Source organism: Kitasatospora sp. NPDC008050 (assembly GCF_042957465.1).
In the GTDB taxonomy this organism is placed as follows: domain Bacteria; phylum Actinomycetota; class Actinomycetes; order Streptomycetales; family Streptomycetaceae; genus Kitasatospora.
The window spans coordinates 175,327-196,155 of record NZ_JBIBIJ010000009.1 but is presented as its reverse complement, the minus strand read 5'-3'; the positions used below and the strand labels follow the sequence as shown (position 1 = coordinate 196,155).

Genomic DNA, 20,829 nt, shown 5'->3' with positions numbered 1-20,829 from the left:
AACGGATCAGCCGGGCACGGGGTTCACCCACGGCCGGAGAGTGAGCAGCGTCACACCCGGGCGGCGACCGCCGAGCGCAGCAGGGCGAGGTCGAGTTCGGCCAGCGAACTCAGCACGATGCGCCCGGGGGCGGGGGCGATCGGAGCCACTGAGGGCACCGCGATCACCGGGCAGCCGGCCGCCTCGCCGGCCGCCACGCCCAGCGGGGCGTCCTCGATCACCACGCAGCGCCCCGGCTCGGCGCCGAAGCGGCGCACCGCGGCCAGGTAGGGCTCCGGGTCCGGCTTGGTGCGGGTCACCTCGTCACCCGCCACCGAGAAGGCGAACGGGTGGTCGCCGAGGTTCTTGAGCACCAGGTCGATGATCCGCCGCTGCGAGGCGGAGACCAGTGCCGCCGGGATCCGGTGCTCGGCCAGCAGCGCGAGCAGCTCGGCGGCCCCGGGCATCAGCGGCGCCCCGCCGTCCAGCAGGTCGATGAAGCGCTGGTTGATCCCGGCGGCCACCTCGGCCGGGTCCAGGTCCAGCCCGGTGGCCTTGAGCAGGATGTCGATCACCCGGCTCATCGGGCCGCCGACCAGCTGCACCCGGTGGGTGTCGTCCAGCGGGTGGCCGAGGTCCGCGAAGAGCGAAGCCTCGGCCTCCCACCAGAAGTGCTCGGTGTCCACCAGCGTGCCGTCCATGTCCACCAGCACCGCCTGCGGGCCCGCAGGGCCGAAGGCATCGAGGTTCGGGATGCTGGTGTCGACGGTCGTCATGCGGGCACGCCCCTTCGCTGCTGGGCCCCGCCGGTGTCACGGGGTCGTCCAGGATACGCGCACCCTGGCGAACGGCGCGCGACTGGTGGATTACCGCGCGTTGAAGTACGTCGCCTGCGGGTGGTGGATGACGATCGCGTCGGTGGACTGCTCGGGGTGCAGCTGGAACTCCTCGGAGAGCACCACGCCGATCCGCTCGGGCTTCAGCAGGTCGGCGATCTTGGCCCGGTCCTCCAGCTCGGGGCAGGCCCCGTAGCCGAGCGAGAATCGGGCGCCGCGGTACTTGAGCTGGAACATGTCGCGGATGTCCTGCGGGTCCTCGTCGCCGAAGCCCAGCTCGAAGCGGACCCGGGCGTGCCAGAACTCGGCCAGTGCCTCGGCGAGTTGGACGGACAGGCCGTGCAGTTCGAGGTAGTCGCGGTAGGCGTTGGCGGCGAACAGCTCATTGGCCGCCTCGGAGACCCGGTTGCCCATGGTGACCACCTGCAGGCCCACCACGTCGCGCTCGCCGGACTCCTCTGGGCGGAAGTAGTCCGCCAGGCACAGCCGCCGCCCACGCCGCTGACGCGGGAAGGTGAAGCGGGTCCGCTCGGTGCCGTCCTCGTGGTAGACGATCAGGTCGTCGCCCTTGGAGTTGGCCGGGAAGTAGCCGTAGATCACGGCCGGCTCCAGCCAGCCCTCGGTCTGCAGCCGGTCCAGCCACATCCGCAGCCGCGGGCGGCCCTCGGTCTCCACCAGCTCCTCGTAGGAGGGGCCTTCGCCGGTACGTGCGGCCTTCAGGCCCCACTGGCCCTTGAACAGCGCGTCCTCGTCCAGCCAGGAGGCGTAGTCGGCGAACGGGATGCCCTTGACGATCCGGTCGCCCCAGAACGGCGGCGCGGGCAGCCGGTTGTCCACCGAGACGTCGGAGCGGACCTGGCCGAGGTTGACCTCCTCCGGCTCCTCCACCTCCACCCTCGCGTGACGACGCTGGCGCAGCTCGGGCAGTGCGGCCCCCGGCACCCCGCGCTTGACCGCGATCAGCGCGTCCATCAGCCGCAGGCCCTCGAAGGCGTCGCGGGCGTAGCGCACCTCGCCCTCGTAGATGGCGTGCAGGTCCTGCTCGACGTAGGCGCGGGTGAGCGCGGCCCCGCCCAGGATCACCGGGTACTGGGCGGCCAGCTTGCGCTGGTTGAGCTCCTCCAGGTTCTCCTTCATGATCACGGTGGACTTGACGAGCAGTCCGGACATCCCGATCACGTCGGCGCGATGCTCCTGGGCGGCCTCCAGGATCGCCGAGACCGGCTGCTTGATCCCCAGGTTGACCACGGTGTAGCCGTTGTTGGACAGGATGATGTCCACCAGGTTCTTGCCGATGTCGTGGACGTCGCCCTTGACGGTGGCCAGCACGATGGTGCCCTTGCCCTCGTCGTCGGACTTCTCCATGTGCGGCTCCAGGTGGGCCACCGCGTTCTTCATCACCTCGGCGGACTGCAGCACGAACGGCAACTGCATCTGGCCCGAGCCGAACAGCTCACCAACCGTCTTCATGCCGTCCAGCAGCGTCTGGTTGACGATCTCCAGCGCCGGGCGCTGGGTCAGCGCCTCGTCCAGGTCGGCCTCCAGGCCCTCGCGCTCGCCGTCGATGATCCGGCGCTTGAGCCGCTCCTCCAGCGGCAGCGCCGCCAGCTCCTCGGCCCGGGAGGCCGCGCTGGAGGCGGAGGAGACGCCCTCGAAGAGCTGGAGCAGCTTCTGCAGCGGGTCGTAGGCCGGCTGGTCCCCTTCCGCGGGCCTGCGGCGGTCGTAGACCAAGTCGAGGGCGACCTCGCGCTGCTCCTCGGGGATCCGGGCGATCGGCAGGATCTTGGAGGCGTGCACGATCGCCGAGTCCAGGCCGGCCTGCACGCACTCGTGCAGGAAGACCGAGTTCAGCACCTGGCGGGTCGCGGGGGACAGGCCGAAGGAGATGTTGGACAGGCCCAGCGTGGTCTGCACGCCCGGGTGGCGGCGCTTCAGCTCGCGGATCGCCTCGATCGTCTCGATGCCGTCGCGGCGCGACTCCTCCTGCCCGGTGCCGAGGGTGAAGGTCAGGCAGTCGACCAGGATCGAGCCCTCCTCGATCCCGTAGTCGCGGGTCAGCTCCTCGATCAGCCGCTCGGCGATCGCCACCTTGCTCTCGGCGGTGCGCGCCTGCCCCTCCTCGTCGATGGTCAGCGCGATCACCCCGGCGCCGTGCTCACGGGCCAGCGAAGCGATCCTGCCGAAGCGCGAGTCGGGGGCGTTGCCGTCCTCGAAGTTGACCGAGTTGAGCACGGCCCGCCCGCCCAGCTGCTCCAGCCCGGCGCGCAGCACGGCCGGCTCGGTGGAGTCCAGCACGATCGGCAGCGTGGAGGCGGTGGCCAGCCGGCCGGCGATCTCGCGCATGTCGGCCACCCCGTCGCGCCCGACGTAGTCGACGCACAGGTCCAGCAGGTGCGAGCCGTCGCGGATCTGGCTGCGCGCGATCTCCACGCAGGCCTGCCAGTCGCCGGCCAGCATCGACTCGCGGAACTTCTTGGAGCCGTTGGCGTTGGTGCGCTCGCCGATCGCCAGGTAGGAGGTGTCCTGGCGGAACGGGACGGACTGGTAGAGCGAGGCGGCGGCCGGCTCGGGGCGCGGGTCACGCCCGACGACCTGACGGCCGCGCACCCGCTCGACCACCTGACGCAGGTGCTCGGGGGTGGTGCCGCAGCAGCCGCCGACCAGCGAGAGGCCGTACTCGCGGGTGAAGGTGTCGTGCGCGTCCGCCAGCTCGGCGGGGGTCAGCGGGTAGTGCGCACCGTCCTTGCCGAGCACCGGCAGGCCCGCGTTCGGCATGCAGGACAGCCCGATCCGGGCGTTCTTGGCCAGGTAGCGCAGGTGCTCGCTCATCTCGGCCGGGCCGGTGGCGCAGTTCAGGCCGATGTAGTCGATGCCCAGCGGCTCCAGCGCGGTCAGCGCGGCGCCGATCTCGGAGCCGAGCAGCATGGTGCCGGTGGTCTCCACCGTCACCGAGCAGATCAGCGGCACGTCCAGACCGGCCTCGGCCAGCGCCGCCTTGCAGCCGAGGATGGCCGCCTTGGTCTGCAGCAGGTCCTGGCTGGTCTCCACCAGCAGCGCGTCCGCGCCGCCGGCCAGCAGGCCGGCCGCGTTCTGCTGGAATCCGTCGCGGACCAGCTCGAAGGTGGTGTGCCCCAGGGTCGGCAGCTTGGTGCCGGGGCCGATCGAGCCGAGCACCCAGCGCGGGTGGTCCTCGGTGCTGAAGGAGTCCGCCACCTCGCGCGCAATCCGGGCGCCGGCCTCGGCCAGCTCGAAGATCCGCTCGGGGATGTCGTACTCCCCCAGCGCCGCGTAGTTGGTGCCGAAGGTGTTCGTCTCCACGCAGTCCACGCCGACCGAGAAGTACGCCTCGTGCACGCCGCGCACGATGTCGGGGCGGGTGACGTTCAGGATCTCGTTGCAGCCTTCCAGCTCCTGGAAATCCGCGAGGGTCGGATTCTGCGCCTGCAGCATCGTGCCCATCGCACCGTCGGCGACGACGACCCGGCTGGCGAGGGCTTCGCGCAGCGCGGTGGCGCGGGCTTGCTGGGCGGCTGACTGGGCAGCTGAGGGGACACTGGTGGCCATGGGGCTACTCCCTGGGTGCGACGGCTGTCGGCTATGCGGGCCCCTCCGATCGGGGACGCACCCCGTCAGCGTATCCGGACCGGGGACCGTCCATCGCGGGCATTCCGAATCGTGGGCCATCGGAGTGAGCTCCGGGTGGCGACGCGGCGGTTCGCGTGAGGACGACGGGCGGGGTGTGTCAGGTCCGCGAGGGCCCGGGCCGGACTCGCTGACGGGGTGCGGCCCCGCGAACGCCGCCGGGGCCGGCCGGGTCGGCGGCGGCAGGCCGCAGCAGGCCCGTCCGTGCTGGTCGGCGCGGTGCTGTCGGGGGTGGTCGGCGCCGTCGGGGTGGGCGACGCTGTCGGGGTGGGAGGCGCTGTCGGGGTGGGAGGCGCCGTCGGGGGGCGGTGGGAGCGCGGTCGGCCCTGGCGGCGGGCAGGTGGCTCACCGGCCGGGACCGGCGCCGCGTAGCGTGGCGGGCATGTCTGCTGATCTTCCGATGGTGACCCCGCGTCAGTCCGCTGCGGGCGGCCTGGTCTTCGAGGGGCTCACCTACGCGATCGAGCCCGGGTTCCGGCCGCTGCTGCTCGACCTGCACCTGCCACCGACCCCGGCCGACGGCGCCCCGATGCCGCTGGTGGTCTGGGTGCACGGCGGCGGCTTCCAGTTCGGCGACCGCCGACACCCACCGGAGACGGTGGCGCCCGGGGCGCTGTGGGAGGCGCTGACCGGGGCCGGGATCGCGGTCGCCACGGTCGACTACCGGCTCTCCGGCGAGGCCCGGTTCCCGGCCCAACTGACCGATCTGGCGGCGGCGCTGGCGTTCCTGCGGCGCAACGCGGCGGCGCTGGGGCTGGACTGCGGGCGGATCGCGCTGTGGGGCGAGTCGGCGGGGGCCGCACTCGCGGCGCTGGCGGCGTTCGCCGATGTGCGGGCGGCCGGTGCGCGGGCGGCCGGTGTGCGGGCGGCCGGTGTGTGCTCGGACGGTGTGCGCTCGGCCGAGGGGGACGCCGCCGCGACGGCGGTGGCGGCGCTGGTGCTCTGGTACCCGATCACCGACCTGTCGGTCCGCTCGCCCACGGACCCGGACTCCAGCGAGGGGCGGCTGCTCGGCGGCCCGCCCTGCGAACTGGCCGAACTCGCCACCCTGGGCAGCCCGGTGGCGCAGGTGCCCACCGATCCGCCGCCGACGCTGCTGATCCACGGCCTGGCCGACGTGACGGTGCCGAGCACGCACAGCGAGCGGCTGTACGAGGAGTTGCTGACGGCGGGCGGCCGCGCCGAACTGCGCCTGGTGCCGGGAGCCGCGCACATCTTCGCGGGCTGCCCGGACGTACCGTCGCTGGTGGCCGAATCGGTGCGGTTCCTGGCCCGCGAACTGGGGCGCGTCTCGTAGGGAGCTGAGCGCGCCGCCGGAGCCTGTCGGCCGGGTGGCCCGGGCTCCGGCGACGCGTCAGACCCTCGCTCGGCTCAGCTGAAGTCGAGCTCGCCGCTGCGGGTGCGCTTGAGCTCGAAGAACTTCGGGTAGCCGGCCAGCAGGCGGGCGCCGTCGAAGACCTTGACGGCATCCTCGCCGCGCGGGATCGCGGTCAGCACCGGGCCGAAGAAGGCCACGCCGTCGATGTGGATGGTCGGGGTGCCGACGTCCTCGCCGACCGGGTCCATGCCCTCGTGGTGGCTGCGCTTGAGCGCCTCGTCCCAGTCGGTGCTGTCCGCGGCCGCGGCCAGCTCGGCCGGCAGGCCGACCTCGGCCAGCGCCTGCGCGATGACCTCGGAGTAGTCCTTGTTGTCCTGGTTGTGGATCCGGGTGCCCAGCGCGGTGTAGAGGTCGCGCAGCACCTTCGGGCCGTGCTGCTCGGCGGCCGCGATGCAGACCCGGACCGGGCCCCAGCCCCGGCTCAGCAGGTCCTTGTACTGCTCGGGGAGGTCCTCGCGGCCCGAGTTGAGCACGGACAGGCTCATCACCCGGAAGTTGAGGTCCAGGTCGCGGTGCTTCTCCACCTCCAGGATCCAGCGGGAGGTGATCCAGGCGAAGGGGCAGATCGGGTCGAAGTAGAAGTCGACCTTGGTCGTCGGGTTCTGCTCGGAAGTCGTCATGGCCCAACGATAGGACGCTGACCTGCCGTCCGGCAGGGGTCATCGATTTTCGGCCGGCGCCCGGCGGACGGCCGCCGTGCACTGCGTTCGATGCCCGGCCCGGACCCCGTGCCGGCCGCCGGCCACGACGGCGGGGCACGGGGAAAACCAGTTGCCGCACCCCGCGCTTGCTGTTGAGCTGACCGCATGGATGCTGCGCAGGTGCTGGCCAGATACGACCGCGAGGCCCGTCAGGAGATGCCGCCCGACGGGCCCGGGGCCGTGGTCGAGCGGGTCGGTCCCGTGGTGCGCCAGGACGGCGGGGAGCACGGCTGGTCCGCCGTCCTCTGGTCGGACCTGGACGAGGCCGGAGCGGACGCGGCGATCGCCGAGCAGGTCGCCTACTTCGGCGCGCTGGGCCGGGAGTTCGAGTGGAAGCACTACAGCCACGACGGACCCGCCGACCTGGCCGACCGGCTGCGGGCGGCCGGCCTGGTCCCCGAGCCGGCGGAGACGCTGATGGTGGCCGAGGCCGCCGCCCTGATCGGCGAGGTCGAGCTGCCGGAGGGGATCCGGCTGCGCACCGAGACCGACCGGACGGGCATCGAGCTGCTGGCCCGGGCCCACGACCGGGCCTTCGAGAACGACGGCTCGCACCTGAGCCGACGACTGCTCGACCAGCTGGCCGCGGCGCCGCAGACGCTCGCCGTGGTGGTGGCGCTGGCGGGCGACGAGCCGGTCTGCGGCGCCCGGCTGGAGATGCTGCCGGGCACCTCCTTCGCCGGCCTGTGGGGCGGCGGCACCGCACCCGAGTGGCGCGGACGCGGCCTCTACCGAGCGCTGGTGGCCCACCGCGCGCGGCTGGCGGTCGAGCGCGGCTACCGCTACCTCCAGGTGGACGCCTCCGACCAGAGCCGCCCGATCCTGGCCCGGCTCGGCTTCACCCCGCTCAGCGTCACCACGCCGTTCATCTATCAGCCCTGAGGCCCGGCTGCCGGGCATGAGGCTCTGCTGTCAGGCGTGAGGCCCTGCCGTCAGGTCTGTGGCCGTGCCGTCGGCGGTGCGCCTCGGCCGACAGCCCGTGAGCCTCGGCCACGCATCGCGTTCGAACCACTACGATGCGTGGCCATGAGCTCTCCGTGCCACCGCACGAGCCGCCGCGGGCTGGCCGCTCTCGTCGCACTGCCCCTGCTGTTCCTGGCGGCCGCCGCACCCCGCGCGGCGGCCGCGCCCACCGGCTATGTGGCGCTCGGCGACTCCTACGCCGCCGGCGTCGCGGCCGGCGCCTACGACTCGGCCAGCGGCGACTGCCACCGCAGCACCCGGGCGTACCCCGCACTGTGGGCCGCCGCTCACCGGGGCGGCGCGTTCACCGACCGCGCCTGCAGCTCGGCGACCACCGACGACGTCCGCACCGGCCAGCTCCCCCAACTGCCCGCCGGAACCGGCGAGGTGACGCTGACCGTGGGCGGCAACGACCTGGACTTCACCGACGCGGTGGTCCACTGCCTGCAGCCGCTGACCACCGAGAGCGCCTGCGGCGGCGCGCTGGACCGCAGCGCCCAGCTGCTGCGCGACACCCTGCCGGGCAAGTACGACCAGCTGCTCCGGGCGATCCAGCAGGCCGCGCCGGGTGCCCGGGTGGTGGTCACCGGCTATCCGCATCTGCTCCAGGCCAAGGTGGCCGGCACCTGCTGGGCGGGCACCGAGTCGCGCCGCACCCGCTTCAACCAGCTGACCGACCAGCTCGACGAGCTGATCCGGCAACAAGCCGCCGCGCACCACATCCGGTTCGCCGACCCGCGCACGGCCTTCGACGGGCACGGCGTCTGCGCGCCTGGCGGCTCCGAGTGGATCACCGGCATCGTGCTGCTGCACCTCTGGGAGTCCTTCCATCCCACCGCCGACGGCCAGGCGCACGGCTACCTCCCCGCGGTGGCGAACGCCTTGGGCGGCTGACGGTCCGCGCGCCCACGACGGCCCCGGCGGACCGGGCGGGGTGCGTCCCGGCAGCTGCCACGGTGCCTGTTGCCGGGTGTGCACCGGCGATGAGCCGGGTGTGCACCGGCGATAACCAGTGGCACTCGCGCGGCGGGCGGCCGAGACTGTCCGCACGCATGTCCCAACGGCCCCGGCAGGCCGGTGGCCCGTCGGGATCGGCGCGCTTCAAAGCCCGTAGGCTGGGCAGGTAGGTCCGTGGAACGGAGCGTTCCACGTGAGGAGAGCAGTCGGCAGCCGGTCGTCCGCAACTGCCCGCAGGGTCGCCGTGAACCGGCCCGCGGGCGGCAGAGGCGGTCGCGCCGGCCGGAGGGAGACGCTGGGTGATCGAGCTGGAAGATGTTCCCGAGTTGATCGCCCCGGTCATGGTCTGTGCCTTCGAAGGCTGGAACGACGCGGGCGACGCCGCCTCCACGGCGGTCGGACAACTGGACGAGACCTGGGGCGGCAAGGTGTTCGCCGCCCTGGACGCGGAGGACTACTACGACTTCCAGGTCAACCGGCCCACGGTCTGGTTGGACGGCGGCGTGCGCCGGATCACCTGGCCGACCACCCGGCTCTCGGTGGTCCGGCTGACCGATCCCACCCCCCGGGACCTGGTCCTGGTGCGCGGGATCGAGCCGAGCATGCGCTGGCGTTCGTTCTGCAACGAGCTGCTGGCCTTCGCCCACGAGCTGGGCGTGGAGCTGGTGGTGATCCTCGGCGCGCTGCTCGGGGACACCCCGCACACCCGCCCGGTGCCGGTCAGCGGCGTCACCTCGGACGCGGACCTGGCACGCCGGCTGGACCTGGAGGAGAGCCGCTACGAGGGCCCGACCGGCATCGTCGGCGTGCTCCAGGAGGCCTGCGCGCACGCGGGCGTGCCCGCGGTGACGCTCTGGGCCGCGGTGCCGCACTACGTGGCGCAGCCGCCGAACCCGAAGGCGACGTTGGCGCTGCTGAACAAGCTGGAGGACCTGCTCGACCTGCGGATCCCGCCGGGCGAACTGCCCGAGGACGCCCGGGCCTGGCAGCTGGGCGTGGACCAACTGGCCGCCGAGGACAGCGAGGTGGCCGAGTACGTGCAGCAGCTGGAGGAGGCCCAGGACACCGCCGAGCTGCCGGAGGCCAGTGGCGAGGCGATCGCCCGGGAGTTCGAGCGCTATCTGCGCCGCCGGGACAACCAGGGGCCGGCCGGTGAGAAGCCGGTGGCCGGGCGGGCGATCGCGGAGCGCGGGGCCGACGGCCCGGGCGGCGGTCCGAACACCGGCACCACCGAGCCGGACGCGCCGGAGGCGGGCTCCGACGAGCACCGCGCGGGCGACGGCGAGGCCGGCGACGGAGGGACCGAGGGCAGCACGGGCGACGGGCCGGACGACAGAGGCAGCGACGGAGCCGGGGCCGACGGCGCCGGTGCGGACGGAGCCGACGGAAAGGGCAGCTCCCGCTGAGGGAGCGTCAGCGGACGGCCGGACAGGCCCTGGTCGCGGTCGATGACCGGCGTCGGGCAGCCGCCGGTCATCGACCGCGACCAGTCCACCCGTCAGGACCGATACCTGTCAAGGGTCTAGACCATTTTCCGCCAACGCGGCGCGCCGCCCGAACCGCTCGGCGGGAGCGTCTGCGTGGCCGGTCCGCCGGCTGGTCGGGGCCCGGCGGGCGGGCGGTGCGGGGTCGGGCGGGCCGAAATCGGCCGGGCCTGGCCGGCGGCCGGTCGAGCGGCCGGTTCAGCGGCCTCGTCGAGCGGTCCCCGGGCCTGCCTCACCCGTCCCACCTGCGGAGTACCGTGGAGGTTCGAGGTGCTGCGGGCCGAGGTGATCAGCCATGTTGATCCTGGATGCGATCCTGGGGGCGATCGGTGGAATCGCCGTGCTGGGCGCGGCCTGGGGGGCGTTGAGCATCCGGGTGGTGCAGCAGTTCCAGCGCGGTGTGGTGTTCCGCTTCGGCAAGGTCCGCCGCGAGATCCGTCAGCCCGGCCTGGTGATGCTGCTGCCGGTGGCCGACCGGATCCGCCGGGTGAATGTCCAGATCATCACCATGCCGATCCCCGCCCAGGAGGGCATCACCCGTGACAACGTGACGGTGCGGGTGGACGCCGTCGTTTACTTCCGGGTGGTCGACCCCGTGCGCGCCACCGTCACCGTGCAGGACTACCAGTTCGCGATCTCCCAGGTCGCCCAGACCTCGCTGCGTTCGATCATCGGCAAGAGCGAGCTGGACGACCTGCTGGCCAACCGCGAGCCGATCAACCAGGGCCTGGAGCTGATGCTGGACAGCCCCGCGCTCGGCTGGGGCATCGAGGTCGACCGGGTGGAGATCAAGGACGTCGCGCTGCCCGAGTCGATGAAGCGCTCGATGGCCCGGCAGGCCGAGGCCGACCGTGAGCGGCGGGCCCGGATCATCACCGCGGACGGCGAGTTCCAGGCCTCCAAGCAGCTCTCCGAGGCGGCCGCGATCATGAGTGCCACCCCCGCGGCGCTCCAACTGCGGCTGCTGCAGACGGTGGTGGAGGTGGCCGCCGAGAAGAACTCGACGCTGGTGCTGCCGTTCCCGGTCGAGCTGCTGCGGTTCCTGGACAGCTCGACGAAGAACCAGGAGGCCCAGCGCGACCGGGCCGCCGACCCGGCCGCGGAGTCCGCGGCGAAGGCGGCCGCGACCGCAGCGGCCGAACCGGTGGTGGCACCCGCGCCGGCGGACCTGTCGGCGGCGGAGCTGCCACCCGTGGAGGTGCCGCCGGTGGAGGTGCACGTGCCCCCGGTGGAGGTACAGCTGCCCCCGGTACAGGTGCCGCCCGTGCAGGTGCCCCGGGTGGAGGTCCCCGGCCAGGAGGCGCTGGAGTTCGGCGCGCTGACCGTCCCGGGTACCAACGGCCACCGCCCGGCCCCGGCCCCCGGCTCCCCCAACGGCAGCGGCGCCGCCGGTCCGGACACCGGGCGGTAGGAGACCGCGGGTGCCGGGCCGACGGCGCCGGTGTTCGGCGTCGAAGCCGGTACGTCAGGGGTGGTCAGGGCTACGTCAGCGGTGTCGCCTCAGAGCGCGACGCCCAGCAGCGCGTCCACCGCGCGCGAGACCAGGCCGGGCGCGCCGGTGTCCTGGCCGCCGGTGGCGGCCTGCTGCTCGGCCCAGCGGTCCACGGCGGCCAGCGCCGCGGGCGCGTCCAGGTCGTTCGCGAGCGCGGCCCGCACCTCGGTGAGCAGCTGCTCGGCCGACGGCCCGTCCGGGCGGGAGACGGCGGCGCGCCAGCGGGCCAGCCGCTCCAGCGCCTCGTCCAGCGCGGTCTTGGTCCACTCCCAGTCGGCCCGGTAGTGGTGTGCGAGCAGCGCCAGGCGGATCGCCGCCGGGTCCACCCCGTCACGCCGCAGGGCGGAGACGAAGACCAGGTTGCCGCGCGACTTGGACATCTTGTGGCCGTCCAGGCCGACCATGCCCGCGTGCACGTACGCCCGCGCGAAGGGGTGAACGCCGGTGGCGGCCTGGGCGTGCGCGGCGCCCATCTCGTGGTGCGGGAAGACGAGGTCGCTGCCGCCGCCCTGGATGTCGAAGGACATGTCCAGGTACTCCAGCGCGATCGCCACGCACTCGATGTGCCAGCCGGGGCGGCCGTGGCCGAGCTCGGTGTCCCAGGCCGGCTCGCCCTCACGGGCGGCCAGCCAGAGCAGCGCGTCCAGCGGGTGCCGCTTGCCGGGGCGCTGCGGGTCGCCGCCGCGCTCGCCGAAGATCGGCAGCATCTCCTCGCGGCTCAGCCCGGAGACCTCGCCGAACCGCGGGTCGGCCTCGACGGAGAAGTAGATGTCGCCGTCCAACCGGTAGGCGGCGCCGCTCTCCAGCAGCTTCTGGACCAGCGGGACGATCCACGGGATCGACTCGACCGCGCCGATGTAGTGGGCCGGCGGCAGGATCCGCAGCGCCGTCATGTCCTCGCGGAAGAGCGCCGTCTCGCGCTCGGCGAGCTTCGTCCAGTCCTGGCCGGTGGCGACCGCGCGCTCCAGCAGCGGGTCGTCCACGTCGGTCACGTTCTGGACGTAGTGGACGTCGTGGCCGGCGTCCTTCCAGACCCGCTGGATCAGGTCGAAGGTGTTGTACGTGGCGGCGTGGCCCAGGTGGGTGGCGTCGTACGGGGTGATGCCACAGACATAGAGGCGGGCGGTCGGACCGCTCGGCACGACCTCCCGGATCGTGCCCGCGGCGGTGTCGTGGATACGCAGGGGGAGTCCCTGACCAGGCAGGGCGGGAACCTCGGAGGCGGGCCAGGCATGCATGAAAATGACTCTAACCTTGCGATCATTTGAAAGGCTAACCAGTATGCGGAATCGGCTGAAATAAGCGGTCGCTCAGGGCCGGCCGGTGCTCAGACCGGCGGCCAGGGGATCGAGGGCCACTCCTGCGAGGGCACCGGGTGCCGCCCGGCGCGCAGCAGGTCCGCCACCCGCTCACCGGCGGCCGCCAGCTCGGCCTTCGTCAGGTGCGGCCGCAGCCGCTCCCCCAGGCCGCCCGCCAGCTCACCCCGCAGGCGCTCCAGCGTCTCCACCGCCTCCTCGGTCAGCGGCTGCTCGGCCCACCCCCAGAGCAGCGTGCGCAGCTTGCCGGTCACCGCGAACGTGACGCCGTGGTCGATCCCGTAGATCCGGCCATCGGCGGCCGGCAGCAGGTGGCCGCCCTTGCGGTCGGCGTTGTTGAGCACGGCGTCGACGACCGCGAGCCGGCGCAGCCGCTGGTCGTCCAGGTGCACCAGCAGCGCGGTGCGCCCCTCGCCCACCTGGGCCTCGATGATCGGCAGCCAGCCCTGCTCGGGCCCGGCCGGGTCCTGCAGGGCGAGCAGCGGGGCGGCCTTGGGGTCGGGCTCGACCCAGATCTGCACCATGCCGGTGCCGTACGGGCCCTCGCGCAGCACGGTCGGCGGGATCAGCGCCCAGCCGGTGGCCGCCGCCAGCTCGTAGGCCGCCACCTCGCGCCCGGCCAGGGTCCCGTCAGGGAAGTCCCACAGCGGGCGCTCGCCGGCCACCGGCTTGTAGACGCACCGAGCCGAGACGCCGTCGAGGGTGAGGGAGCAGTAGAGCGCCGCGTTGGAGGCGTCGGTGATCCGGCCGTGCACCGTGAGCTCGCCGGAGCGCAGCAGCTCCAGCGCCGCCGGGACGTCGGCGGCCAGGGCGGCGCCGACGGCGGGGTCGGCCTCCGGTATGTCCTGGGCGTCCTGATCGTGCTGGCTGTCCGCGGCGTCCTGACTGTCCGGGCCGTCCTGGCTGTCCGGGGCGTCCTGGGCGCCGTCCTGGTCCGTCGGATCCTGGTCGGTGTTCAGCGCTTGTAACCGTTCTGACGCGGGCACAGGTGGCCCTCCGGGTCCAGTGGCAGGTTGCAGAACGGGCACGGCTTGCGGCCGGCCGCCACCAGGTCGAGCGCGCGTTTGGCGAACACCCGGGCCATCGCGCCGGTCAGCCGGACCCGCAGCATGTCCGGGCCGTTCTCGTCGTCCTCGAAGGCCAGCTCGGCCTCCTCGTCCTCCGCGTCCTCGGCGTCCTCGATCACCGCTTGGGCCTCGACCACCAGGTACCCCTCGGTGCTGTCCCAGGCCAGCGCCATGGTGCCGACCCGGAACTCCTGCTCCAGCGGCAGGTCCAGCGGCGCGGTGTCGACCAGCTCCGTCGGCGCCATGGCCGGGATCGGCGCCTGTCCGCCGCTGCGCCGCAGCGCCTCGTCCAGCACCTCCTCGACCCGCTCGGCGAGCGCCGCGACCTGCGTCTTCTCCAGCAGCACGCTGGTGATCCGGCCGCGCGCGCTGGCCTGCAGGAAGAACGCCCGCGAGCCGGGCTGGCCGACGGTGCCGGCCACGAACCGCTCGGGCTGGTCATAGAAGAAGACCTGTCGGGGCACTCTCTCGCTCCGGGGTGTGTAACGGGTCGGGGGTCTGGGGTGTCGGGGGTGGGGACGGGACGGGCGTCTGGGACGGGACGGGCGCGCCTTTTCACCCTACGGCTTCGGCACCCTGGTCAGTCGGTGCCGGTGGAGCCGCCGACCACCGCGTCGCCGGACGCGCCGTCGGCGCTCTTGCCGTGGTTCCCGGCGTGCGGCTTGGGGCCCAGGCCGCGCAGGTTGCCGGTGTCGCCCATGCGCAGCAGGAACGGGCGCAGCGGCGTGTAGCGGATCGCGGTGACCGTGCACGGGTCGACGTTGATCCGCTGGAAGTGGTCCAGGTGCAGGCCGAGCGCGTCGGCCACCACCGCCTTGATCACATCGCCGTGGGTGCAGGCGATCCAGACCGCGTCGGATCCGTGCTCGGCGGCGATCTTCTCGTCCCACTCGCGCGCCGCCGCCACCGTGCGGTGACTCAGCGCCCGCAGCGTCTCGCCGCCGGGGAAGGCGGCCGCCGAGGCGTGGTCCTGGACCGTGCGCCAGAGCGGCTCCAGCGCCAGTTCGGCGAGCGGGCGGCCGGTCCACTCGCCGTAGTGGCACTCGCCGAACCGCTCGTCGAGCGTCGGCTCGCCCAACTCGGGGCGGGCCGCCAGCAGCGGGGCCAGGGTCTGCCGGCAGCGCTCCAGCGGGCTGCTCACCGCGGCGACCAGCGGCACCCCGGCCAGCCGGTCGACCAGGGCGTCCGCCTGCGCCCGGCCGTTCTCGTCCAGGTCCACACCGGGTGTCCAACCGGCGAGGATCCCGGCGGAGTTCGCGGTCGACCGGCCATGGCGTACCAACAGGAGAGTGGGCATGCCCCAAGCCTACGGTCCGGGCGGGACGTTCCGTAGGGCGAGGGGTACCGGCGGGGGCGCGGGCCGCCTGACGGGCCGTGACCAGGGGCGGGGCGCCGGGCCCTGCTGGACAGGCCCTGGGTACCGGACAGGCTCTGGGTACCGGACAGGCCCTGGGCTTTCGGACCGGCCCTGGGCTCTCGCTAGGCCAGGCCGGCCAGTTCGAGCGCCTCGACGCCGGTGCGCAGCGCCGCGACCCGTTCCTCCAGCGTCCAGCCCGCCGGGGACAGGGTGAGGGTGCTGACGCCGGCCGCCGCGTAGGCCTGCATCCGGTCCGCGATCCGCTCCTTGGTGCCGAGCAGCGCGGTGGCGTCAATGAGCTCCTGCGGCACGGCGGCCGCGGCACCCGCCTTGTCACCGGTCAGATAGCGTCGCTGGATCTCCTCGGCGGCCTGCTCGAAGCCCATCCGCCGCGCCTGCTGGTTGTAGAAGTTCTTGTCCTTGCTGCCCATGCCGCCGATGTAGAGCGCGGTGTAGTCGCGCTGGGTGTCGGCGGCCGCCGCGATGTCCTCGCCGACCGAGATCGGCACCGTGGGGCAGAGGTCGAAGCCCTCCAGGGTCAGCCCGGACTTGGCCCGGCCCGCCGCCAGCGGGTCGAGCGAGGCCGCGGCGTGCTCCGGCGAGAAGAAGATGCCGAGCCAGCCGTCGGCGATCTCGCCGGTCAGCTCCAGGTTCTTGGGTCCGATCGCCGCGATGTAGAGCGGGATGCGCTCGCGCACCGGCACCACCGTGAGCTTGAGCGCCTTGCCCGGGCCACCCGGCAGCGGCAGCGTCCAGTTGGCGCCCTCGTGGGTCAACCGCTCGCGCGACATCGCCTTGCGGATGATCTCGACGTACTCCCGGGTGCGGGCGAGCGGCTTGTCGAACTTCACGCCGTACCAGCCCTCGGAGACCTGCGGCCCCGAGACCCCGAGCCCGAGGCGGAACCGCCCGCCGGAGAGGGTGTCCAGCGTGGCGGCCGTCATCGCGGTCATCGCCGGGGTACGGGCCGGGATCTGGAAGATCGCCGAGCCGACGTCGATCCGCTCGGTCTTCGCCGCGACGTAGGAGAGCACGGTGGCCGCGTCCGAGCCGTACGCCTCGGCGGCCCAGCAGACCGCGTAGCCCAGTCGGTCCGCCTCCTGGGCGACGGCGATGTTGTCGGCGTCCAGGCCGAGTCCCCAGTAACCGAGGTTGATGCCAAGTCGCATAGCTGCCACGCCTTTCGGGAGGGGGTTCCGAGCCGAGAGTAGCCGGGTGGGCGAAGGCCTGCTACTGGCCGGTAGTGGTGGCGCGGGTCACATCACGCGCGCTGCCCTCCGCCGGCCCGGGTGCACCGTTTCCGCAGGTCTGGCGGCGCCGCCCTGCGGGTCTGCACGGCGGGCCGGGGGCCGCCCACTACGCTCGGCAGTGCCGACTTCCGCCGTCCCCGCCAGGCGCTTCCACCGCCGCGGACCAGCGCGCGGCCACGGCGTTCACATCACGATCGAGGGGGTCCCCCTGCCATGGAGCAGCGTCATCTCGGCCGCACCGGTCTGCGCGTCTCGCGACTCGGCCTGGGCACCATGACCTGGGGCCGGGACACCGACGAGCAGGAGGCCGCCGAGCAGTTGAAGGAGTTCGTGGACGCCGGCGGCACCCTTGTCGACACCGCGGACGTCTACGCGGACGGCGGCGCCGAATACCTGCTCTCCCGACTGACGGACAATCTGATCCCGCGCTCCGAGCTGGTGATCGCCACCAAGTCCGGCAGCGCCACGGAGGCCACCCGCCGCTTCGACGCCTCGCGCGGACGGCTGCTCGCCGGGCTGGACGCCTCGCTGCGCCGGCTGGGCACCGACCACGTGGACCTGTGGCAGGTGCACGCCTTCGACCCGGCCACCCCCACCGAGGAGACCCTGCACGCGCTGGACCTGGCCGTCAGCTCCGGCCGTGCCCGCTACGTCGGCGTCTCCAACTACAGCGGCTGGCAGCTCGCCAAGGCCGCCACCTGGCAGCGCTGCGCCGTCGGCCGGGTGCCGCTGGCCAGCACACAGATGGAGTACTCGCTGCTGCAACGCGGTGTCGAGCGCGAGGTGCTGCCGGCCGCGCAGGACGCCGGCGTCGGCCTGCTCGCCTCCTCGCCGCTCGGGCGGGGAGTGCTGACCGGCAAGTACCGGCACGGCATCCCGCCGGAGTCCCGGGGCGCCTCGCCCTACCTGGCCGGTTTCGTGCAGCCCTACCTCGGCGAGCGCAGCCGGCGCATCGTGGACGCCGTGGCCACCGCGGCCGACGGCCTGGCGAGCAGCCCGCTGGCGGTGGCGCTCTCCTGGGTGCGCGACCGCCCCGGCACGGCGAGCGCGATCGTCGGGGCGCGCACGGCGGCACAGCTGCAGTCGGCGCTGTCGGTGGAGGCGCTTACGCTTCCGGATGAGATCCGCGGCGCGCTCGACGACATCTCGGCGCCGGTGCGTCGCTACCCTGATCAGGACTGGAACGAACTGTGAGTCAGACGCAGGACCCGGGCGAGGGCCCGCAGGAGACGGAGCCCGAGGCCCGGACGGCACCTGAGCCGGTGACGGGGGCTGAAGCGCGCTCGGAGGCGGTGGCAGGGCCGGAGACGCGCTCGGAGGCGGTGCCCGAGCCGCGTTCGGAGGCGGTGCCGGGTGGGGCGGACGCCGGGGCCGGTGGGGCTGAGGCCGGTGGGGCCGGCGCCACTGGGGCTGGTGAGGCCGCGGTTGGTGGGGCCGGGGCTGCCGAAGCGGCACAGCGGGCCGCCGAGGTGGCCGCGTTGGCCGAGGCGATCCGGACGATCGGGGGCGGGGCTGCCGGGGCCGGAGCTGCGGCCACCGGTTCTGCCGGTGGTTCCGGCTCCGCGCCTGCCCCCAGCGCGCCGGTTTCCGCGCCCGCCACTGCCCCCGACGAGGCACGGGCGGCCGCCCTGCGGGCCGTCGGCGAGGTGCTGACCGCCGGTGGCGCTCCCGCGCCCGCCGTCGCCGGGCTGGCGTCGGCCGCCCTGGCCGCGTTCGGCGAGGGTGCCGCCGAGGCCCTGCGTGCTGACCCGTGGGCGCTGCTCGCGCTCCCCGGGGTGCGTCCCGAGCAGACGGACGGCTTCGCCCGCGCGCTGCTCGGTTCGCAGGCCGGCCCCGGCGACCCCCGCCGCGGGCAGGCACTGGCCGTCTGGCTGCTGGAGCAGGCCGCCGTCCGCGGCCACTCCGCGCTGGAGGCGAGCGAGCTGCGGGCCGGCCTGGCCAAGCTCGGCCTGCCCGAGCCCGAGCAGGCGATTCAGGAGGCCGTGCTGGACGGCCGGGTGATGCCCTTCCAGGAGGAGGAGACCGGCCCCGGCGCGCACTCCGCCGACGAGGACGAGGAGCCGCCGGTTCGGATGCTGCTCACGCTGGAGCGCCTGGCGCTCGCCGAGGACAGTGCGGCGGACGGGCTGGTCCGGATCATGTCCACCTTCGAGCCGCCCGCTCCGGAGACTGCCGGGCCGGATGCTGCCGAGCCGGATGCCGGCGTTTCCGGGGGCGACGCCGGGGACGACGCCGGGGACGACGCCGAGGCCGGCACGGATGCCGCGACCGAGGAGGAGCCCACGGGCGAGGAGCCGACCGACGGGGCCGCCGACGCTGAGGCGGCCGCCGCGGACGTCCCGGCGCAGCCGACCGCCGAGGCGTGGGAAGCCGCTGCCGCGGCCGCGCCGTCCTCCTCGGCGGCTGCCCTGCTGCGGGCCGTCGCCACGAACCCCCTCGTGCTGCACACCGGCGATGCCGCCGCCCGCGCCGAACTCGCCGCGCTGCTCGCCGCCGCGCGCGGCCTGGGCCTGCGGGCCTGGGCCGCCGCCTGGAGCGAGCACGGCCGGGACGCGCTGACCGCGCTGCTGCCGGCCGGGACTGCCTCCGGCAGCGTCCCCTCGCTGACCCTGGCCGAGCTGCTCGGCGGCGCCGGCCCGTCCGGGAACGCCCCCGGGCGGGCCGCGGACGGTTCACTCGCCGTCGACCTGCTGATCGTCCAGGACGCCCCGCTGCTCGACCTCGAACTGGCCGCCACCCTGGTGGAGGCACTGGCCGACGGCACCCGGCTGGTGCTGTCCGGCGATCCGGGCCAGCTCTGGTCGGCCGGCCCCGGCCGACTCTTCGCCGACCTGCTCGCCGCCAAGGCCTGCCCCGTGGTCGCCTCCCGCACCCCCGATCTGAGCCCGATCGGCGAGCTGGTCTCCGGGATCGGCATCGGTGAGCTGCAGAGCGTCGAGGCACCGGACAAGGAGGTGGTGATCCTCACCGCGCGCGGCGCGGGCGAGGCCGTCCACCGCGCCGTCCAGTTGCTCACCGACTCGATCCCGCGCGCGCTCGGCATCCCCGCCGAGCAGACCGTGCTGCTGACCCCCGGCCACGGCGGCGAGGCGGGCACCCGCGCGCTCAACAGCGCCGCCAAGGCCCAGCTGAACCCCGGTCCCGGGCGGTTCGCCGGCTTCGACCCCGGTGACCGGGTGGTCTACTCCCCGCTGCCCGGGGTGAACCGCCCCGGCTCCGTGCTCGGCGGCGAGGCCGCCGGCCTGCGGCTGGCCCTGGCCGACGGCGAGGAGCTGCTGCTGCCGCCCGCCCAGGTGGACCGGCTGCGCCACGGCTGGGCGCTGACCGCCCATCAGGCCGTCGGGCGGCGCTGGCCGGGCGTCGTGGTGGTACTGCCCGAGTATGCCGCCGCCGGCCTGACCCGCCAGTGGGTGTACACGGCGTTCAGCCGGGCCGAGCGCCACCTGTCGGTGGTGCACGCCGCCGGCCCCGCGCTCGCCCAGGCCGTCGCCGAACGCCCCGCCACCGCCCGCACCACCCGGCTGCGCGCGATCCTGGCGGAGCACACGGAGCAGGCGTACTGACGGCGGCGGGCTGGGCTGGGCTGAGGTGAGGTGAGCTGAGCGAGCCAGGCGCTGAGCTCAGCCCGAGGGGTGCGGTGGCTCTGGCACCGCCCCCTCGGGCCGGCCCTCAGTCGACCTCGTCGTCGTCATAGACCTCGCTGACGTCGAACCGGCAGAGCAGCAGCTGCGGGTCCGGGCTGTCGAACGGCTCGGCCAGCCATTCCCCGGGTTCGGCCGACTCGGTCACCGTCACCCAGAGCGTCGAGTCGCCCTCCTCCAGGCCGAACTCCTCGGCGCGGGCGGCGATCTCGTCCGGGTCGAACTCGCCGAAGACGATCCCGACCGCGGCCGTGACCCCCTCCGCGGCGTCCGCCACGGCGGGCAGCGAGTCGTCCAGGCGCTCCGCCTGGACGCGCAGTCGCCGGGGGTCGGCGATCCGGTAGTCGCGGCGGATCAGCACGCTGATCGCCTCCGGCTCCTCCGGGCCCTGGTAACTGCCGGGTCCGCCGTCGCCGGGAACCTCGAAAGGGGTGACCTCGTCATAGACCTCGTACAGCAGCTGGTCGTAGTGGATGGCCGCCGCGGCCAACTCCTCGTACGCGGCGAACACCGCCGGATCATCGTCGGCGGTGGTGCTGGACACCGCTTCCAAATGGCGGTCGATGGCGGCCTTGACCGCCTCGGCGGCTTCGCGTACCTCGGTGCGGGTGAGCTGCGCGGCATCAGACATGAGTCAGACGCTATCCGTACCAGGGCCCGGGGCGCACAGGGGTTCCGCTCTCAGTTTCCGAAACCCCGGCAACTTGACCCGTGATGTCCGAACCATGTGCTTCTGCGCCCGCCCCGAGCACCGCCCACCGCGCCC

Annotated in this window: 16 protein-coding genes; 7 read left to right on the top strand and 9 right to left on the bottom strand. The window is 73.8% G+C overall.

All coding sequences use genetic code 11. From position 1 onward, the window contains the following. Window positions 1–50 precede the first annotated feature (50 nt). Both ACFZB9_RS19880 and metH read right to left on the bottom strand, forming a co-directional pair. Entirely contained in the window at window positions 51–755 is a 705-nt protein-coding gene (locus tag ACFZB9_RS19880) for an HAD family hydrolase (RefSeq protein ID WP_391448815.1), read from the bottom strand. A gap of 90 nt (window positions 756–845) precedes the next feature. Next, window positions 846–4,379 (bottom strand): methionine synthase, encoded by a 3,534-nt coding sequence (gene metH / locus ACFZB9_RS19875; protein WP_391448813.1) that lies wholly within the window; start codon window positions 4,377–4,379, stop codon window positions 846–848. Between the two features lie 460 nt (window positions 4,380–4,839). Between metH and ACFZB9_RS19870 the strand changes: the two genes are divergently transcribed. Then, the gene (locus ACFZB9_RS19870) at window positions 4,840–5,754 is read left to right on the top strand and encodes an alpha/beta hydrolase fold domain-containing protein (RefSeq protein WP_391448811.1); all 915 of its coding nucleotides are present in this window, start codon (window positions 4,840–4,842) and stop codon (window positions 5,752–5,754) included. 74 nt (window positions 5,755–5,828) lie between these two features. Here ACFZB9_RS19870 and ACFZB9_RS19865 read toward each other — a convergent pair whose 3' ends face one another. Next, a complete protein-coding gene (locus ACFZB9_RS19865) occupies window positions 5,829–6,455 on the bottom strand; it encodes a DsbA family protein (RefSeq protein ID WP_391448809.1) in 627 nt (208 codons plus the stop codon). 186 nt (window positions 6,456–6,641) lie between these two features. On the opposite strand from ACFZB9_RS19865, the gene ACFZB9_RS19860 reads away from it, so the two are divergent. The 4 genes from ACFZB9_RS19860 (at window position 6,642) to ACFZB9_RS19845 (ending at window position 11,351) form a co-directional block, all read left to right on the top strand. Next, the gene (locus tag ACFZB9_RS19860) at window positions 6,642–7,418 is read left to right on the top strand and encodes a GNAT family N-acetyltransferase (RefSeq protein WP_391448807.1); all 777 of its coding nucleotides are present in this window, start codon (window positions 6,642–6,644) and stop codon (window positions 7,416–7,418) included. Between the two features lie 144 nt (window positions 7,419–7,562). Then, the gene (locus ACFZB9_RS19855; RefSeq protein WP_391448805.1) at window positions 7,563–8,393 is read left to right on the top strand and encodes an SGNH/GDSL hydrolase family protein; all 831 of its coding nucleotides are present in this window, start codon (window positions 7,563–7,565) and stop codon (window positions 8,391–8,393) included. Window positions 8,394–8,755: 362 nt separating this feature from the next. Beyond that, window positions 8,756–9,862: a PAC2 family protein gene (locus tag ACFZB9_RS19850; RefSeq protein ID WP_391448803.1), complete on the top strand. Its 1,107-nt coding sequence runs from the start codon at window positions 8,756–8,758 to the stop codon at window positions 9,860–9,862. A gap of 373 nt (window positions 9,863–10,235) precedes the next feature. After that, window positions 10,236–11,351 carry a slipin family protein gene (locus ACFZB9_RS19845; protein ID WP_391448801.1) on the top strand — a complete coding sequence of 372 codons (1,116 nt, stop codon included), beginning with the start codon at window positions 10,236–10,238 and terminating at the stop codon, window positions 11,349–11,351. Window positions 11,352–11,440: 89 nt separating this feature from the next. Here ACFZB9_RS19845 and mshC read toward each other — a convergent pair whose 3' ends face one another. From mshC to ACFZB9_RS19820, 5 genes are all read right to left on the bottom strand, one after another. Beyond that, a complete protein-coding gene (mshC, locus tag ACFZB9_RS19840; protein WP_391448800.1) occupies window positions 11,441–12,670 on the bottom strand; it encodes a cysteine--1-D-myo-inosityl 2-amino-2-deoxy-alpha-D-glucopyranoside ligase in 1,230 nt (409 codons plus the stop codon). An 89-nt stretch (window positions 12,671–12,759) separates the two neighbouring features. Beyond that, entirely contained in the window at window positions 12,760–13,590 is an 831-nt protein-coding gene (locus tag ACFZB9_RS19835; protein WP_391449031.1) for an SCO1664 family protein, read from the bottom strand. A 113-nt stretch (window positions 13,591–13,703) separates the two neighbouring features. Then, window positions 13,704–14,279 (bottom strand): DUF3090 domain-containing protein, encoded by a 576-nt coding sequence (locus tag ACFZB9_RS19830; RefSeq protein ID WP_391448799.1) that lies wholly within the window; start codon window positions 14,277–14,279, stop codon window positions 13,704–13,706. Window positions 14,280–14,395: 116 nt separating this feature from the next. After that, complete coding sequence (locus tag ACFZB9_RS19825) at window positions 14,396–15,112, bottom strand: histidine phosphatase family protein (protein ID WP_391448797.1); 717 nt, start codon at window positions 15,110–15,112, stop codon at window positions 14,396–14,398. A 182-nt stretch (window positions 15,113–15,294) separates the two neighbouring features. Beyond that, window positions 15,295–16,341: an LLM class F420-dependent oxidoreductase gene (locus tag ACFZB9_RS19820; RefSeq protein ID WP_391448795.1), complete on the bottom strand. Its 1,047-nt coding sequence runs from the start codon at window positions 16,339–16,341 to the stop codon at window positions 15,295–15,297. A gap of 294 nt (window positions 16,342–16,635) precedes the next feature. On the opposite strand from ACFZB9_RS19820, the gene ACFZB9_RS19815 reads away from it, so the two are divergent. After that, window positions 16,636–17,616, top strand: a complete 981-nt coding sequence (locus ACFZB9_RS19815; RefSeq protein ID WP_391448794.1) for an aldo/keto reductase — start codon at window positions 16,636–16,638, stop codon at window positions 17,614–17,616. Next, window positions 17,613–19,985 (top strand): ATP-binding domain-containing protein, encoded by a 2,373-nt coding sequence (locus ACFZB9_RS19810; protein WP_391448792.1) that lies wholly within the window; start codon window positions 17,613–17,615, stop codon window positions 19,983–19,985. The genes ACFZB9_RS19815 and ACFZB9_RS19810 overlap by 4 nt, the downstream gene beginning before the upstream one ends. 106 nt (window positions 19,986–20,091) lie before the next feature. Here the strand turns inward: ACFZB9_RS19810 and ACFZB9_RS19805 are convergent, their stop codons facing one another. Next, a complete protein-coding gene (locus ACFZB9_RS19805) occupies window positions 20,092–20,694 on the bottom strand; it encodes a hypothetical protein (RefSeq protein WP_391448790.1) in 603 nt (200 codons plus the stop codon). Between the last annotated feature and the right edge of the window lie 135 nt (window positions 20,695–20,829).

What these genes read in the sequence shown, in the direction of transcription:
- ACFZB9_RS19845 (WP_391448801.1), top strand. Translation starts at nt 10,236, where the DNA reads ATGTTGATCCTGGATGCGATCCTGGGGGCGATCGGTGGAATCGCCGTG.
- ACFZB9_RS19860 (WP_391448807.1), top strand. Translation starts at nt 6,642, where the DNA reads ATGGATGCTGCGCAGGTGCTGGCCAGATACGACCGCGAGGCCCGTCAG.
- ACFZB9_RS19805 (WP_391448790.1), bottom strand. Translation starts at nt 20,694, where the DNA reads ATGTCTGATGCCGCGCAGCTCACCCGCACCGAGGTACGCGAAGCCGCC.
- ACFZB9_RS19870 (WP_391448811.1), top strand. Translation starts at nt 4,840, where the DNA reads ATGTCTGCTGATCTTCCGATGGTGACCCCGCGTCAGTCCGCTGCGGGC.
- ACFZB9_RS19820 (WP_391448795.1), bottom strand. Translation starts at nt 16,341, where the DNA reads ATGCGACTTGGCATCAACCTCGGTTACTGGGGACTCGGCCTGGACGCC.
- mshC (WP_391448800.1), bottom strand. Translation starts at nt 12,670, where the DNA reads ATGCATGCCTGGCCCGCCTCCGAGGTTCCCGCCCTGCCTGGTCAGGGA.
- ACFZB9_RS19825 (WP_391448797.1), bottom strand. Translation starts at nt 15,112, where the DNA reads ATGCCCACTCTCCTGTTGGTACGCCATGGCCGGTCGACCGCGAACTCC.
- ACFZB9_RS19815 (WP_391448794.1), top strand. Translation starts at nt 16,636, where the DNA reads ATGGAGCAGCGTCATCTCGGCCGCACCGGTCTGCGCGTCTCGCGACTC.
- ACFZB9_RS19880 (WP_391448815.1), bottom strand. Translation starts at nt 755, where the DNA reads ATGACGACCGTCGACACCAGCATCCCGAACCTCGATGCCTTCGGCCCT.
- metH (WP_391448813.1), bottom strand. Translation starts at nt 4,379, where the DNA reads ATGGCCACCAGTGTCCCCTCAGCTGCCCAGTCAGCCGCCCAGCAAGCC.
- ACFZB9_RS19865 (WP_391448809.1), bottom strand. Translation starts at nt 6,455, where the DNA reads ATGACGACTTCCGAGCAGAACCCGACGACCAAGGTCGACTTCTACTTC.
- ACFZB9_RS19855 (WP_391448805.1), top strand. Translation starts at nt 7,563, where the DNA reads ATGAGCTCTCCGTGCCACCGCACGAGCCGCCGCGGGCTGGCCGCTCTC.